Origin of the sequence: Aliivibrio salmonicida LFI1238, from assembly GCF_000196495.1 — a bacterium.
Classification (GTDB): Bacteria; Pseudomonadota; Gammaproteobacteria; order Enterobacterales; family Vibrionaceae; genus Aliivibrio; species Aliivibrio salmonicida.
Genome location: NC_011313.1, coordinates 976,719 through 993,517, shown reverse-complemented (window position 1 = coordinate 993,517; position 16,799 = coordinate 976,719). Strand labels below are relative to the sequence as shown.

Annotated in this window: 13 protein-coding genes and 2 pseudogenes; 11 read left to right on the top strand and 4 right to left on the bottom strand. The window is 40.5% G+C overall.

The features are described from left to right. Positions 1–86 precede the first annotated feature (86 nt). The 9 genes and pseudogenes from VSAL_RS20755 (at position 87) to VSAL_RS20715 (ending at position 8,777) form a co-directional block, all read left to right on the top strand. A complete protein-coding gene (locus VSAL_RS20755) occupies positions 87–854 on the top strand; it encodes an ABC transporter ATP-binding protein (protein WP_012552173.1) in 768 nt (255 codons plus the stop codon). Continuing rightward, positions 848–1,791 (top strand): annotated as a pseudogene (locus tag VSAL_RS20750) (ABC transporter substrate-binding protein). Before VSAL_RS20755 ends, VSAL_RS20750 begins: the two are co-directional and overlap by 7 nt. Further along, positions 1,784–3,799, top strand: coding sequence for a Fe(3+)-hydroxamate ABC transporter permease FhuB (gene fhuB / locus VSAL_RS20745; protein ID WP_012552172.1), 2,016 nt, complete (start codon positions 1,784–1,786; stop codon positions 3,797–3,799). Before VSAL_RS20750 ends, fhuB begins: the two are co-directional and overlap by 8 nt. 76 nt (positions 3,800–3,875) lie before the next feature. Next, the gene (locus VSAL_RS20740; protein WP_012552171.1) at positions 3,876–4,643 is read left to right on the top strand and encodes a DUF3450 domain-containing protein; all 768 of its coding nucleotides are present in this window, start codon (positions 3,876–3,878) and stop codon (positions 4,641–4,643) included. Between the two features lies 1 nt (position 4,644). After that, on the top strand, positions 4,645–6,006 hold the full coding sequence (locus VSAL_RS20735) for a MotA/TolQ/ExbB proton channel family protein (RefSeq protein WP_012552170.1): 1,362 nt from the start codon (positions 4,645–4,647) through the stop codon (positions 6,004–6,006). Next, a complete protein-coding gene (locus VSAL_RS20730; RefSeq protein WP_012552169.1) occupies positions 6,006–6,539 on the top strand; it encodes a MotA/TolQ/ExbB proton channel family protein in 534 nt (177 codons plus the stop codon). Before VSAL_RS20735 ends, VSAL_RS20730 begins: the two co-directional genes overlap by 1 nt. Further along, the gene (locus VSAL_RS20725; RefSeq protein ID WP_012552168.1) at positions 6,536–6,940 is read left to right on the top strand and encodes an ExbD/TolR family protein; all 405 of its coding nucleotides are present in this window, start codon (positions 6,536–6,538) and stop codon (positions 6,938–6,940) included. Before VSAL_RS20730 ends, VSAL_RS20725 begins: the two co-directional genes overlap by 4 nt. Continuing rightward, positions 6,940–7,563, top strand: a complete 624-nt coding sequence (locus VSAL_RS20720; RefSeq protein ID WP_012552167.1) for an energy transducer TonB — start codon at positions 6,940–6,942, stop codon at positions 7,561–7,563. Before VSAL_RS20725 ends, VSAL_RS20720 begins: the two co-directional genes overlap by 1 nt. Further along, entirely contained in the window at positions 7,560–8,777 is a 1,218-nt protein-coding gene (locus VSAL_RS20715) for a tetratricopeptide repeat protein (RefSeq protein ID WP_044583604.1), read from the top strand. The genes VSAL_RS20720 and VSAL_RS20715 overlap by 4 nt, the downstream gene beginning before the upstream one ends. Positions 8,778–8,865: 88 nt before the next feature. On the opposite strand, the gene VSAL_RS20710 is transcribed toward VSAL_RS20715, so the two are convergent. Beyond that, positions 8,866–10,059: an IS91-like element ISVsa9 family transposase gene (locus tag VSAL_RS20710; protein WP_012548955.1), complete on the bottom strand. Its 1,194-nt coding sequence runs from the start codon at positions 10,057–10,059 to the stop codon at positions 8,866–8,868. A 200-nt stretch (positions 10,060–10,259) separates the two neighbouring features. Then, positions 10,260–12,150 (bottom strand): annotated as a pseudogene (locus VSAL_RS20705) (fructose-specific PTS transporter subunit EIIC). A gap of 214 nt (positions 12,151–12,364) precedes the next feature. Between VSAL_RS20705 and VSAL_RS20700 the strand changes: the two are divergent. Further along, positions 12,365–12,664 carry a PTS fructose transporter subunit IIB gene (locus VSAL_RS20700; RefSeq protein WP_044583603.1) on the top strand — a complete coding sequence of 100 codons (300 nt, stop codon included), beginning with the start codon at positions 12,365–12,367 and terminating at the stop codon, positions 12,662–12,664. After that, positions 12,661–13,452 carry a PTS sugar transporter subunit IIA gene (locus VSAL_RS20695; protein WP_012552165.1) on the top strand — a complete coding sequence of 264 codons (792 nt, stop codon included), beginning with the start codon at positions 12,661–12,663 and terminating at the stop codon, positions 13,450–13,452. The genes VSAL_RS20700 and VSAL_RS20695 overlap by 4 nt, the downstream gene beginning before the upstream one ends. Before the next feature lie 64 nt (positions 13,453–13,516). Here VSAL_RS20695 and manA read toward each other — a convergent pair whose 3' ends face one another. Both manA and VSAL_RS20685 read right to left on the bottom strand, forming a co-directional pair. Then, entirely contained in the window at positions 13,517–14,716 is a 1,200-nt protein-coding gene (gene manA / locus VSAL_RS20690; RefSeq protein WP_331386584.1) for a mannose-6-phosphate isomerase, class I, read from the bottom strand. A gap of 76 nt (positions 14,717–14,792) precedes the next feature. Next, positions 14,793–16,694: a PTS fructose transporter subunit IIABC gene (locus tag VSAL_RS20685; RefSeq protein ID WP_012552163.1), complete on the bottom strand. Its 1,902-nt coding sequence runs from the start codon at positions 16,692–16,694 to the stop codon at positions 14,793–14,795. Positions 16,695–16,799: the final 105 nt, after the last annotated feature.

Genomic DNA, 16,799 nt, shown 5'->3' with positions numbered 1-16,799 from the left:
CTTCTTTTCTTGCGTTTTTGCCATGAAAGAAATGAATTAGGCATGACATAAAGAAGTCCATTTAAACACATAAATAATGTAGCAGTATGTATCAACTAAACAATATAAAAGTGGTCAGGGACGAACGTACGATTCTTGATATTGATGAATTAACAATAGATCCAACGGCTTTAACTGTCGTGCTTGGCCATAATGGATCGGGTAAATCGACCTTGGTCAATTTGTTGGCAAATCAATTTTCACCAGAAGAAGGTGAGGTGAGCTTAAATCAACAACGACTGTCTACGTTAAATTCGAAAAAATTCGCTCAAAAAGTGGCGTTTTTACCTCAAAAATTACCAGAAGTCGCAGGGCTTAATGTTGAAGAGCTTGTTCGCTTAGGCCGTTATCCTTGGCGTGGGGTTCTTGGGCGTTTTAATACAGAAGATGCTCAGATTATTGACGAGTCGATGATCAAAACTGGTGTTGAAACTTTTCGCTCAACATTGGCTGACCAACTTTCTGGTGGGGAAAGACAACGAGCGTGGGTGGCGATGTTATTAGCTCAGCAAGCGGATATTTTGATTTTAGATGAGCCAACATCCGCATTGGATATTCATCATCAATATCAACTCATGGGACTATTGAGTGAGTTAAACCAACAGACCAAAAAAGGGATCATTGTTATTCTGCATGATCTTAATTTAACGCTTCGTTATGCGACACAAATCATTGCACTTAAAGGCGGAAAAGTGGCCTTTAAAGGAGAAGCTACTCACTTACTTGATGATGCGTTATTGTCTGATTTGTATGGCACACCGATCACCTTAATTGATCATCCTATTCATAACCACAAAGTTGCTATCGTATGTTAAAAAATCGTATTCTTTCGTTTATCACTCTTCTATTTTTGATGGTAAGTCACACTGCATCGGCTCAATTTGTTGTGCAAGACAATCGTGGTGAACAAGTTCTGGATTCCATACCTCAGCGAGTTGTCGCATTAAACTGGGATCTTGCAGAGCAACTGATAGAACTTGGTGTTACGCCTGTCGCAATCACAGATACGGCGGGGTACCGTGAGTGGGTAGTACAACCTGCACTGTCGAGTGATATTGAAGATGTAGGTACTCGCGCAGAACCAAATTTTGAGAAAATAGCGGCGGTAAAACCGGATGTGATTCTTGTTGCTTCTCCGCAGGCCGATTTAATTCCTCAGTTAGAAAAAATAGCCCCTGTGTTGTATTTTCAAACTTACTCTGCGGATCATGATAATAGCTTGATGGCGATTAATAACTTTAAGCCATTGCCCTTGTGTTAGGAAAAGAGAAAGTCGCACAAGAAAAGTTAATTGAGATGGATACCGAGATAGCAGAATTAAAGCAGCAGTTAGCTGACGCGTATGGTAATGCGTTACCAGCCGTGTCTGTGTTTCGATTCGCAACTCTGACCTCGGTCTTTATGTATGGTGATAATTCAACAGCGCAATACGCGTTAAATCAGTTAGGGTTTACCACCGCGTTACCTCAAAAAAGTAACCAATGGGGAGTAACACAACTTCGCTTAACAGATCTTCGTCATATTGATGATGGCATTGCGTTGTATATAGAACCGTTTAATGAAGAGAGTAAATTAAACAAATCAGTGATTTGGAATGCGATGCCTTTCGTACGTGCCCATCGAGTGAATAGTGTTGAATCGGTATGGAGTTATGGTGGCGCAATGTCGATAAAATACACAGCGCAAGCATTGGCAAAAAGCCTACTTGAGGTAGCACCTAAATCAATCAATGTTAGTGGTAATAATGAGTAGTCAGTTGAAGGGCGTTTCTTTCCGTTATCTATCGGTACTTTGTGTATTGATTGGGTTGGTGGTTGCTACGTTTCAATTTGATGCTGTATTGAGTTTATCTCAGCAATGGCAAGCAATAAGCCAAGCGAGTGTTGATCTCACTTTACTTGATGACTTTGATAAGATCATCTTTGTTGAGTCACAATTGCCTCGTTTAATCATGGCACTTTTGGTTGGTGGAATGCTTGGGTTAGTCGGTAGCTTAATGCAACAATTGACTCAGAATGCCCTCGTTTCCCCAATGACACTTGGTACGGCATCTGGTGCGTGGCTAGCCTTAGTCATTATGAATGTGTGGTTTGCTGAGTATGTGGCTGATTATGCGTCTATGGCGACACTCGTTGGGGCATCGCTCACGTTTGGTTTAGTCGTTGCTATTGCTGGTATTCGAAATTTATCAGGCTTACCTATCGTATTATCTGGCATGGCTGTGAATATTTTTCTGGGTGCTGTCGCCACCGCTATTATTTTATTAAATGAGCAATACGCAAAGAACTTGTTTATTTGGGGAGCTGGGGATCTGGCTCAGAATGGATGGGATCAAATTGTATGGTTATTACCTAAACTATTAGCAGCTGTACTTATTTTTATTTTCGCGCCCAGAGTCTTAGCGTTATTACGTTTGGGTAATGTTGGCGCTGCGGCTCGTGGGCTTAATGTTATTCCTGCTTTCTTTGGGTTATTTACTGTTGGTTTATGGCTGGTTTCCTCTTCGATTACTGTGGTTGGCGTGATCAGTTTTATTGGTTTACTTGCACCGAATATTGCGCGCCATTTAGGAGCTAGAACTCCAAGAGATGAATTGTTCTTTAGCTTATTATTAGGCGCTACGTTATTAGTTGGTACTGATTTATTGGCGGTAGTGCTCAGTCATTACACAACAGATATGATCCCAAGTGGAACAGCGGCGGCATTCATTGGCGCACCTGCACTTATTTGGTTTACTCGAAGAAACATGAGCTCGCAAGATCAACTGTCGATCAGTTTACCAAAAGGGAAATCGTATTTACCAACAGGGTTAATTACATCATTGATTGTGGGTCTTGTGGTCGTCGCGGTTTTAGCTGTTGTGATAACAAAAGATTCAACCCAAACACTTGATCCGTGGGTAATGATGATCCCAAGTGAGTTCAGTTGGGAGTTAAAATGGCCAAGGCTACTTACCTCTTTATCTGCAGGGGCTGGATTGGCAGTTGCAGGCGTATTATTGCAACGATTGATTTATAATCCTTTAGCAAGTCCTGATATTTTAGGTATCTCAGCGGGAGCGACATTAAGCTTAATTGGTGGCAGCGTTTTTTTAGGGTTTAATATCTTTGAAGCCGCGCCTCTTGTGGCTTTTTGTGGAAGTTTAGCGGTATTAGTGCTGTTACTGGTGCTAGGGAAGCGTCATCAGTATGCGCCTTCGATGCTCATTCTTACTGGGATAGCATTAACGGCGTTAATCGACGCTTTAGTCCAATTTTCATTAGCAAAAGGGAATGAGGATTCATATTCATTATTGAATTGGCTTGCTGGTTCTACTTATCGAGTGTCTCCCGAATCTGCTTTTGTTTTGTTCTTTTGCGTCGTTTTATTGGTGGCTTTTGCGTTATTAACCCATCGTTGGCTAACTCTTATTTCAGCAGGTCGTTTGTTTGCACAAGCCAGAGGATTAAACGTAACTAAGAGTTTTATCGCATTGCTTATTTGTGTTGCGTTACTTTGTGGTGCAGTAACTGCTACCATGGGGCCGATTGCATTTATAGGCTTACTTGCTCCCCATATGGCGGTTCTTTTAGGGGCGAAAAAAGCATTTGAACAGATTGTCGTAGCGGCATTAATTGGCGCTTGGTTAATGGTGATTGCTGATTGGTTAGGTCAGCATATTTTATTTCCATCTCAAGTGGCGGCAGGAACGTTAGTGTCAGTGATTGGTGGCATTTACTTTATTGGTTTGCTGATAAAAGGCCAACGCTCTACACATTAAAAATAGACGTTCAATAATGGTTAGCCTTGCATTGATATTGGCTAGATGAATTTAATTAATTAGCGATTTGATTATGATGAAAATGACGAAAAAAGCATGGCTATTGGTCATGATGGCACAACCAATGGCGGTATATGCCAGCGATTTAGGAACGGCTCAAGCCATTCAAAATAAGACCAATACGGCTTCAGCCCAAAGCCAGACTCGTATTAGTCATAGTGCCGATTCTACTTTATCGTTGCGTTCTGATATTGAGCAACTGGAAGAAGAAGTTAAAAACCTCGATGTTTACCGCAAGCATTTAGAGGCATTAGTAAAAGATCAACACAGTGAATTGAGTAATATTGATCAGCAAATTTCAGACATTGAACAAACTCGTCAAGGGGTCGTGCCTTTGATGTATAAAATGATTGATGGTCTAAAACAAACGGTTAAAAACGATAAGCCTATTCGTATTGAGCAACGTAATCTTCGCATTGAAAAGCTAGAGACCATGATGACAGTGGCGAATGTCAGTGATGCTGAGAAGTATCGTCGTATTTTAGAAGCGTATCAAATTGAACTGGATTACGGCATTAAATTGGGTGTTTACCAAGGTAAAATCACGCTTGATGATGATAAAAGCATTGAAGCAAATATTTTGTATTTAGGTCGAATTTCTTTAATTGCACGTAACTTTAACCAAGATAAATATTGGGCTTGGGATCAAAAAGAAAAGTCATGGACATTATTAGATTCTTCACTTAATTCGGATCTTAATCATGCGTACGCGGTAGCAAATAAAGAGGTAGCCCCAAGCTTGCTTACATTACCTGTATCACTGAATGTTACTGAGGAGAAATAAGATGAATTACGTATCCACACTTCTTAGTGTTTTATTATTAAGCCTTTCTTTTTCAGTGGCAGCTCAAGGTGATTTAGCAAGCAGTGCACAAACTCAAAATAAATCACAAAAATCGCATGATGTGCAGCGAGAATCGGGGTTTAAGCAAACAGAACAAACGTATCTACAACAGAAAAAAGAACTTGCAGAACGTAAACGCCAAGTTCAAAAAAAGATTAATGCATTGACGAAAACCTTCAGTGAAAATGAAGGGCTATTAGCAAAACGAGAAGAGAAACTGCGCTTAGATACTGGCAGTTTAGGTGAATTGTTTGGTGTGGTTCGTCAAGCTGCGAAAGAGTTGAAAAGCGAAAATCAAACCAGTGTTACCGGTGCGGATAATCTTCAATACTCACAATCGGTAAACACCATCGTATCAGCTAAAACGTTGCCAACCTTACCACAGTTAACTGAATTATGGATGAGCATGGATGAACAAATCCAGGCCAGTGGTGAGCTGAAAAAAATTAATACCAATGTGATTGATGGTGAAGGTCAAACCGCTTCTCAAGCGTCGTATCGCTTAGGATCGATAGGCTTAATTGCCGATCAAGGCTACTTGAATTGGAATGGCACACGTAAAGACGCCACTTATTATGTTAAGCAACCAGATAATGGCCCAAGCTTGAGTTCACTGTCTGATCTTGCAAGTGGTGATATGGAAACGATGGTTGTCGATCCGTCTCGTGGCTTTATGATAGACCAACTGGCATTAACACCAACCTTGGCTGAAAGACTGCAAGCGGGTGGTGTTGTAGGTAAAATCATTCTTGCGTTATTAACGTTAGGATTGGTGATTGCGATTTTCCGAGGCGTTAAATTAGCGATTATTCAACAACAAATAAAAACACAGTTGAAGAACCCAGATGCACCAACCGACAATCCGTTAGGCCGAGTGTTATCTGTTTACGATGAAGAAAAACACCGAAGTGTTGAGTCATTAGAGTTGCGTTTATTAGAAGCGATTGTTGATGAGCAACAAGGGTTAGAAAAAGGCCTTTCAATGCTGAAATTACTTGCGGCCCTTGCACCAATGCTTGGTTTGTTAGGCACCGTGACTGGCATGATTGAAACATTCCAAGTGATTACTCAGTTTGGCAATGGGGATCCAAAAGTCATGGCTGGAGGGATTTCGATGGCACTGGTCACTACCGTTCTTGGCTTAGTTGCTGCAATGCCGTTGTTGTTTGCTCATAATATCTTAAGCACTCAAGCTGAGAATATACGCAGTATTTTAGAGAAACAAGGCATTGGGTTAGTGGCAATGCAGGCCGAAAAGCAACCACAGTCGGTAGCGAAAACAACGGTAGGAAGTAACATCTAATGGCAATGTCATGGCTATCTAATTGGCTTGATACGTTACTGCAATTTATGGCACAAGGCGGTCATATCTTGTGGTGGCTGGCAGGGGTTGTGGTTGTATGTTGGTTATTTGTGGTTGAGCGCGTGATATATCTTGGTTTTTATTTTCCAAAGCACCGCCAGCAATGGGTAACACAATGGCATCAACGCCATGAGCATGAATCTTGGTATGCTCATGCGATTCGTGACAGTTGGTTAAATCAGGCCCACATAGAATTAAATCAGAACTTAAACCTAATCAAATGGCTAGTATCAATTTGTCCAATGTTAGGATTATTAGGCACTGTGACTGGAATGATCTCTGTTTTTGATGTGATGGCGACATTAGGCAGTAGCCAACCGAAACTGATGGCCTCAGGCATCTCATTGGCTACGCTACCAACGATGGCGGGTATGGTTGCCGCCCTTGCTGGATTATTTGTTCATGCACGTTTAGCAAAGACGTGTCGTTTACGTGAATTGAAGTTAGAAAAATCATTAAGGAGTCCAACATGAGACTCGGAAGACGCGATACAAAAACAGAAGAAGCCCAAATTGATTTAACCTCAATGTTGGATATTGTCTTTATTATGCTGATATTTTTCATTGTGACGAGCTCATTTGTGCGTGAATCAGGGGTTGAAGTGAATCGGCCTCAAGCATCAAATGTGACGAGCCAGAAAGACGCGGGCATCTTTGTTGGCATTAACGCATCAAATGATATTTACATCGATAAACGAATCGTAGATGTAGAGCGTGTGCAAGCGACGTTAGAGCATCTGTTATTAGAGCAACCTGATGCCTCTCTTGTGATCCAAGCGGATGAACATGCGTATAACGGCACCGTAGTTAAAGTGATGGATGCAGCAAAAGGCGCGGGCGTGAAGCAAATTGCATTGGCTGCGGAGAAAAGATAGTGCTTAGGTTATTGATGGCGTTACCTATTGCACTGGCTATTAGTATTGCTTTATTTTCCGTGATGGCATGGATGGTAGACAATGGTAACCAAGGAAAACCGGAAGCCAGTGAAAATCTAAGCTTTACTATGATGATGGTTGAACCTGAAAGTGATCTTCAACGTCGTCAACGTTCTGTTCCTGAGCAGCCTAAACCGCCAGAATTACCACCAGAAACGAAAATATCTCAATCGCAATCAGAGATGTCTTCGGTGATGCCTGTAACACCAATGTCTTCGGCTGGTTTAGATACGGCGATTAACGGATTCAAAATAAGCGCTCCAACGTCGTTCGGAAGTTTTACGACGAATCAACAGGCAATGCCATTGTATCGCGTAGAACCACGATACCCGAGTAGAGCATTAAAACGAAAAATTGAAGGCTACGTTATTATGTCTTTTTCTATTGATGAAACGGGCGAACCTTTTGATATAGAAGTCAAAGAAGCGGAGCCAAAACGAATATTTGATCGTGATGCGGTTCGGGCACTAAAACAATGGAAGTACCAACCTAAATTGGTAGAAGGGAAAGCCATTGTTCAGCAGAATCAAACCGTTAGATTGGAGTTTAAATTAGCCAAATGATGAAAAAAATTGCGTTAACGGTTCTTTTTATATTGCACATACAAGGTGTGATGGCGGCGGAATTGAGTCGATATACCGCCACAAAAGTACAAAGAGCACAAAACCTTCAGCAAAATGAAAAGTTGGATGAAGCCATCGATATTCTTGCGGATGTTGATACATCGAAAGTCTATGATAAAGCATTCGTGGCTCGAATGTTGGGTGTGTTTTATTGGCAGAACAATCAAAAATCACAAGCGATTAAAAAGCTTGATTATGCGGTTTCGAGTGGTCAATTACAGGATAAACAAGCGTGGACAACCCGAAAGATGTTGGCCGATATCCTCTTAATGGAACAAAAGTATAAAGCGGCACTACCTCATTACTATCAATTGGTTAAAACGGTACCAAAGAATGAAAAAGGGGATGAGTTATGGCTTAGGATCGCTCAGATCCATTATCAGAGCTCAGAGTTTGCACCAACCCTTAAAGCGATTGGTCGATATGAATCGTACCGCAAGCCTGATGAATTAACGCCATTGTCGTTAAAGTTTGGTGCGCAAGTTCAACTCAAACAATGGAAGCAAGTTGTTCCTACCTTAGAGCGGTTAATTGTTCTACAACCTGAAAAATTAACGTGGTGGCGTCAGTTAGTTACGGCTCACTTGCAGTTAGGTCAAACCAAGCAAGGATTAAATGTATTGGTGTTAGCAGATATCAACAAATTATCTCTTCCTGAGCAAGACATTAAATTGTTGGCTCAGCTATACGCAAAACAAGGTATTCCAGAGCAAGCCGCACAGACATTAGGACGCTTATCAACAGCAAATACCGATGTCGATTTATTGGTAGAGCAAGCCGTGCATTGGCAAAATGCGAAAGAGTGGGATAAATCTATTCAATTCTGGAGTAAAGCCGCAAAAATATCGTCTCGTTATTACTGGCAAGAATCTCAATTACTTCTACAGCAAAAACAGTATGAAGCCGCATTGAAATCGTTAAATAAAGTGAACGATCCCAAGAAAAAACAAGCGGTGTTATTGGCGAAGGTAAAAGCGTATTACAAACTGGATCGTTTAGAAGAAGGGTTGATTAATGCGAAAAAAGCCAATGATATATCTGCGTCTAATGAAACTAAGGGATGGGTTAACTACTTGAAGGTAAGGAATTTGAATGTTGCTGAGTTAGCATTGGCCCGTCTAAAAAAGCCAATTTCACCATCGCTGTTTTTTTAAAAGGTATCGAAAATATAATTATCGGGGATTTTATAACTGTTTTAGCCCTATTTCATGAGTTTTAGATACACTTATCCTACAAACCTTATTATGCTGCCCTCAATTCTGACTGAACTATCGCATGGGTGACTAAATCATTGACCGAATTTCCGACTCGGAAATTCGTAAACACCAGACGACTTTCACATAAAATACATTCGTACGGATCTACTTTTACATATCCTTTTAACATTGCGGCATACCCTGGCATTTTCGGCTCAGCTTCTATTGTCATACCTAAAGCTGCATAAACTCTAGGCAGAGCTTCTCCACGACGACGCATTGATAAAAAACCGTAGTATCGGATCATCTTGAAATGTTTATCAGGATAGTGCTCTACTATCCGTCTTATCATCTCTTCTGGTGATAATGTTAGGCTGTCTGTTGTTCCTGTTCGATGGTCTAAATAATTAAACGTTATCATTCCGCCTTTGGCGTAATGACTTAAACGTGACGCTGAAATTGGGGGCCGTTTTAAATACCGACCAAGATAGTTCATCGTCGGTTTTACATTATTTGTCTTTTTAGCAAAATGAAGCTTCCAACGACGATTATATTGACTGCTTAAAAAGCGTGACCAATCCGTTTTATTACGGATATAGGGGCATTCTTCGCTTGATAAATCAAGCTCATAATAAGCCTTACCCAATAAACTGACGATAGCCGCTCTCCAACAAGGCTCTGTCGTTTTCATTTGGAAGTAAATGGGTTTCCATAAACCGGTACGTTCACAAATTCCCCCACGAGTGACCGATAAATGTAAGTGCGTATTCCAATTCAGTTTTCGACCGTAAGTATGAAGAGCACAAAAGATACCGACATCTATTCCTTTATCTTTTGCCCATCCCAGCAGAATGTTTGCAGCACATTTGAATAATTTATTTAACAGCCAACGGTTATGACGAAAGATAGGCCATAGCGTGTTTGGAAGGGTAAAGGTGATGTGTTGATATTCGCATTCAGGGAAGACATGTTGTTGCTTTTGTATCCATCGCTCTGTGGCTTTCATGCCACAGCTACTGCACGCTCGAGATTTACAGGTTTGGTGAATATATTTGATATGGGTACAGTCAGGGTTGCAACAATGATATTCGCGAGAGCCAAAAGCCGCTGTCCCACAGGACAGCATCTTTGTGACATTTTCAATCACGACCGCTCTTAGGTTAGCTTTGTTATTATGAAGAAATTTAAGCCAGTTATTTTGACTATTAAATAATTGTTTCAGGGGTTTATATGCGTGCATGGCGATAGGATAAACGATTTATTGGCAACAATGGAAGAGGTTGAGTCCTTTTGATTTGCGCCGTAGGCGCCTATTGTTCTCTAATTTGAGAAAACTAGAGTCTCAATCGTAACGAAATGCTTGGTGATTAGGCATCCATAAAAACTCTAGGAGCAAAGTTCAGGGGGGATATGGATGCCTAATCGGTTATTTATGGTGGTTTATACCGTTGATTTTCTGAATAATCGGTTGGTACTCGTCATATTCGCTTTTAATAATTGTTCACCATTGTGCATTGCTTCTTTTGTTCCAATATCAATAGATCGCATTCCTGCAAAACGTTGCGGCTCTTTGATTGCCACATCATGTGCAAAAATAACTAACTTTGCGTTCTTCACATCTAATGGGGTGATTCTATTATTAATCCCATCTGCGCCTTGTGTTTCTACTTTGATTTTAAGCCCTAGGCGGTGCGCTGCTTTTTCTAAACTTTTTGCGGCTAAGAAAGTATGAGCAACACCTGATGGGCATGCCGTGATAGCTAAAATATCGGCTTCACCTTCACTCTTTATGGATTCAAATACTGTGTTTTTTACGTCAGATTCATCGTCTTCGATTACTGTTTTCTTTAGTAAAATAACAATAACTGCGGTGGTTAATGCGCCCATTAATGTGCCGACGATATAACCAAACTTACCATCAACGACAGGAAGCACAATCCACCCACCCCAAGGGGCATGGTTGAGTACGTTAAATAAGAAACCAGTGATGTTACCGACAATACCCCCAGCGACAATCGCAGGGATAACACGAGCAGGATCAGCCGCTGCAAATGGAATCGCCCCTTCAGTAATCCATAATACCCGCGGCTTTTCCGGCTTCACGTTCTTCTCGTTTGAATTTCTTAGGGGACAGTAATGTGGCTAATGCCATGCCTAATGGTGGAGTACAAATTGCGATACCAACGCCACCCATTAGCCAAGGTTGTGTATTTACCTGAGTTTGAGCAAACAATGTCGCGACTTTGTTGATTGGGCCACCCATATCAAAGGCTGTCATACCCCCTAAAATTGCACCTAAAAGTATTTTCCCAGAACCTGCCATGCTTGCTAACCACTCATTCATAGAGGTCATGGCATTCGCAATAGGAGCACCAATCAACCACATTACAGCGGCGCAGGTAATAAAAGTACCGAGAAGAGGGTAGATAAAAATGGACCCCAATGAGGTCATGCTGTCAGGTAGCTTTATTTTTTTTAGAGTAAGAACGACAAAGCCGGCAAAGAAACCAACTACGATAGCGCCTAAAAAACCGGTATTGTATTGTTGAACTGCAATCCAAGAACCAATCATACCGGGAGCGAGTCCCGGTTTATCTGCAATTGAGTAAGCAATATAACCGCCAAGAACGGCTGTGAATAACGTTAACCCCGCAATGCCCATTTTAGCAATGTCAGCCAATACACCTTCAGTGGGTACCGCGCCGTGTCCTGAAATCATAACCGAAAGAGAAAGTAAAACACCGCCAGCAACAATAAAGGGGATCATGTGAGACGTACCAAATAACAAGTGTTCTTTTGTACGGCCAAGATTTCGTTTAAATTCACTTTTTTCTATTTTTGGTGTTGGGGCAGGAGATGAACTGTATTCTGACTCTAACTGAATATTGTCTGTGAATAAGGCCAATGCCTCTTCTGGTGTCGCGACTGCTTTAAGTTTGTTTGTAAAGCCATCTTCGATTAAACGACTGGATATTTGTGCCAATACTTCGATGTGGTGAGTATCGTCGCCATCTGGTGAAGCAAGCATGAAAAAGATGTCTGATTGTTCACCGTCTTCTGCACCATAATCAATGCCATTACGACTAATACCAACCGCAACTGATGGAGTCGAAACCGCAGAACTTTTCGCATGAGGAATCGCGATACCATCTTCAAATCCTGTATTACCAATGTCTTCACGCGCCCAAACATCTAATAAAAATTGTTTTTTATCAGATAGTTTGCCTGCATCATCTAAAATCTGGACCATTTCTTTAAGAATGCCATCTTTAGATGTCGCTTTTAGGTCTAAACAAATGACCTTGGTATTTATCAGAGATGTGATATCCATAACGACTCCATTACCTAACGGTAATATATTAACGTAGTACTAATGTAAGGGGTTAGTCGATTTTAAAGAATAGGATAAAAAAGCCATTTACTGGATTATTGTACCATCAATCGTAAAGTGTGATTTTAATCGTTATTCATTGATATTAATCCGGTTTTTTAATTAACTAATGGTATATTGTTCCCCTATCAAAACAGTCTATTTAAGAGCAAACATGAAAATTGTGGCAGTTACAGCGTGTCCTACAGGGATCGCACACACCTATATGGCAGCTGATGTATTAAAAAAGGCCGCGGTGAGATATGGAGTATCAATTAAAGTTGAAACTCAAGGCGCGATGGGAATTGAAAATGCGTTAACACCGGTTGATATTGTACAAGCGGATCTTGTGTTAATCGCTTCAGACATTGATATAGAAAACAGCAGTCGATTCATTGGTATTAAAACACAGCAGCACAGTATTGAACTGATTTTGACTGATGTTGATAGTGTGTTGAAAAAATACATTTCATGATTGATTCACCTACTATTGATCATCGAATTACCTTTTTTGTTAAAGAGAGCATGCTTGGACCACAAATTAGTGCCCAACTGACTCAATTAGCAAAGAAGTTTAAATGCATTGTTTATATCGATAATATTACACGAGCCCGTTGTGCAGATATTTCTTATTCTTTAGGTTTATTGAAAGTAGGTTTACAGAAAGGGGATTTTTGCCAATTAATTACGGTAGGGATTGATGCGGAACTCGCGAATTTTGTGTTAACCGATTTATTATCTTCTACGTTCAATTTTGTTGCTTCAGACCGGTTGTGTCATTTCTCTGATTCTATCGTAACCCAATACCCGCAACTAAAGCCGATCTGTGATGTTGACTTCCATTACGTAAAAGCTCAAACGCAATTATCAAAATTTGAGATGCTAAAAGGAGTGTCTCAATTAATTTGCCCAGAACAAACCGATGAGTTATTACTGGCTTTTATTAAGCGTGAAGAGAAGTCATCAACGACGATTGCTCGTCAAATTGCCTTACCTCATGTCATTACGCCTTTAGTGAAAAAACCAACCATCGCGGTAATTCGATCAGATTACGCAACGGATTGGGCGTCTAAAATGGGGGATGTGAATTTAATTGTCGGTTTAGTTTTACCTAGCCCACCAACACGAGAGATGGTGATCACAGCCACTCAATTAACCCGAAGTATGTTATCTGCGGAGTTTTGCCAGCGATTAATCGCAACAAGGCAACCTGTTGGCCTTCAAGCCATGTTGTTGTACGGTATGGGTAGAGTTTTGGAATAATGTTCAATTATTATGTGATGAGAAACGGACTCTTAGATTATCTTTGAGTCCATTTTATTATTATCTAGTTGTAAGCTCTTGCCACTTTTCCTGAAGAGGTAAGAATGTATTGACCAGTATACGCTGGGATAAATACAGAATGACCTTTCTTCACAATAACCGTTTGCCCTGAAATATGGGTTACCGTCATGTCACTGTTGATAGCAAATAACACTTCGGCACTTGTGGTATTTAACGGTAATGCGTTTACCATTTCTAAAACAGAGAAGTTAAAATCGTCTACCGGAATTGGGTAATTTACACCACCAGCAATCACCTCTGGAGTCATCAATAAAGAATCAAATGGGGTGACATTAAATAAAGTACAGGCCATTAGTTCATCTATGTCCATGTATTTTGGTGTTAATCCCGCACGCAATACATTGTCTGAATTGGCCATGATTTCAAGACCTGTCCCTTTAATGTAAGCGTGAGGAGTACAAGCGTGTAAGTACATCGCTTGTCCAGGCTTTAGCGTGATAACATTTAACATTAGAGGTGTAAATAAACCGATGTCATTTGGATATTGAATTTCTAAATCAACAAGCAATGCGAAAAGAGGGGAATCACACTGTACTTTGGCATATGCCATTAATTCATTAATTGCCGTTTCTTTCTTGTCATCTGATAATGAAAGAATGTTCTTGAAAAATATATTTAATCCCGTTGAATTAGGTTGTTCTTCAAATGCGGAAACAAAATGAGTAATACTTTTTAAGTTCATGCTTTTAAATAATGAAATGGACTCGTTAAAATCTCTAAATCCATTCATTGCTTGATAATCTGTTAAGGCGTAAACAAGCTCTGGTTTGTGGTTATTATCTTTGTAATTACGATTAAACGCAGTCAAAGGGATACCCGCTTGTTCTTCTTTATTATAGCCATCCACGGCTTGTTGTTTATTTGGATGAACTTGGATCGATAATGCTTTTTCTGCCGCTAATACCTTGAAAAGATAAGGTAATTCACCAAACATTTCTGCTGTTACTGAAGAAAGGAAAGACGCTTTGTCTTGATTAATTAAATCAGATAATAAAATAGATTCGTCATTAAACGTCGCGCTAGAGCAGCCATTTGGGTGGGCGCCCATCCACAATTCAGCTTGTGGTTTATGGCTTGGATTTTCAATACCAAATAGACTTTCAATTGAAGTGCTGCTTCCCCACGCATAATCTTGAATTACATTGTTCATTGGAAAAAAGAAAGGTTGAGTTTGATTGTTCATATAATGCTCACAAATCATCAGAAAGTCCCAATCACAAAATTAATAAGTGATTGGGACAAAAAATTAAGATTAAGAATTAAATTGCCGCTAGAGACAGGGCTTTCGCTTGACGCATCTTTTTAATGGATACGCAAACAAGTGCAGTTACAACTGCGCCGCCAGCCATACAAGCAAGTGCAAGTAATGGTTTATTTATCGCGCCAAGTAGGGCGACAACGGGACCACCATGAGCAACACTGTTTGTGATACCAAATGAGAAAGCCATTACTGCGGCCGTCATCGAACCAAGGATATTCGCTGGGATCACAGAGATAGGATCTTGAGCTGCAAATGGAATTGCACCTTCAGAAATACCAACTAAACCCATTGCACCAGCTGCTTTGCCTGCTTCAATTTCTGATTCTTCAAAGATATTGAATTTACGACCAATGATGGTAGCTAACGACATGCCAAGTGGTGCGACAGGAATAGCACATGCCATGGCGCCCATGAATTGAGTTTGACCACTCGCAATCATGCCAACAGAGAATAAGAAGGCGACTTTATTGAATGGGCCACCCATATCAAAGCCCGTCATTCCACCCAGTACGATGCCTAATAAAATCACGTTACCAGAGCTCATGCTTGTTAGTAGTGCGGTTAATCCATCCATTAAACTTGCTATTGGTGCACCAATAACAAAAATGAATAATCCAGAAATGAACAATGAACCGGCAATAGGGGCAATCATGATAGGAACAAGGGGTTGGATAAATTTATGGTAGTTAACGCTCACGATAAATTTGACGAAGTAACCAACAAGAAGACCGGCAATGATGGCACCAATAAAGCCAGTACCTGCATCTGCACCATAAAAAGAACCGTTGTTTGCAATCCAACCACCAATAAGACCTGGAGTTAGTGCTGGGCGATCTGCAATCGCATAAGCAATGTAACCTGCAAGAACGGGGATCATTAAGGTGAAAGCAACAACACCAACATCTAATACTTTATTCCACAAACTACCGGGAGGAATAGCCATACCACTCTCAGTAGGTTGACCACCAAGCGCTAATGCTAATGCGATTAACAAACCGCCCGTAACCACAAATGGGATCATGTGGGATACGCCGTTCATTAGGTAACGGTATAAATCTGAACGTGCTTGAGAGGTTTTGTCTTTGGTATCTGTTGGTGTATTTACACTGTCAGTATCAAAAGGTGGTTGAGTTAGAGACTGAGTGATCAGTCCTTTTGCGTCTTTGATCGGAGCCTTAACACTGGTTTGAATCAGTTTTTTTCCTGCAAAATGAGTGAGGTCTACTTGTTTATCACAAGCAATAATAATGGCATCGGCTTGTTCTATTTCTTCTGCTGTTGGGCTATTTCTGACCCCAATAGACCCGTTGGTTTCTACTTTTATCTTATATCCTAATTCTGCTGCGCCTTTTTCAAGGGCCTCGCACGCTAAATAGGTATGAGCAATACCGGCAGGACAACCTGTGACTCCAATTAAAAATCCATTTTTAGGTTCTATTGCATCAATGGTTTCTGCTTTTTGTAGCAATAATTCAAGCGCTAATTTAGAAGAGGTCGCATTAAGAAATTTTTTGATAAACCCTTCTTCAATCAGTTTTGAAGAGAGTTCTGCAAGAACTTCAATATGATGATCAGCTCCATTTTCAGGTGAGGCGATCATAAAAAATAAGCGAGATGGCTGCCCATCTTCTGCTCCGTATTCAACACCTTCTTGGCTTACACCAATCATTACGGCAGGTTTAATTACAGCTGAACTTTTTGCATGAGGAAGAGCAACACCTTCTTCAAAGCCCGTATTTCCTAGTTCTTCACGGGCGTAAATATCAGATAAAAACTGGCCTATATCATTAATTCGACCTTGCTGATGAAGTATCGCAGCCATTTCAGAAAATACATCGTCTTTGGTTTTTGCGTGTAAATTTAAACAAATTAATTGTTCATTGATTAAGTCTGTGATCATGAATCATTCCCCATTTTTTCTATAAATTATTGCAGTGGGAATAGTGTGATTCTGATGAGAAAAATTCGTAAGTGTGCGAGAAATGCATTTACTGGATTATTGTAT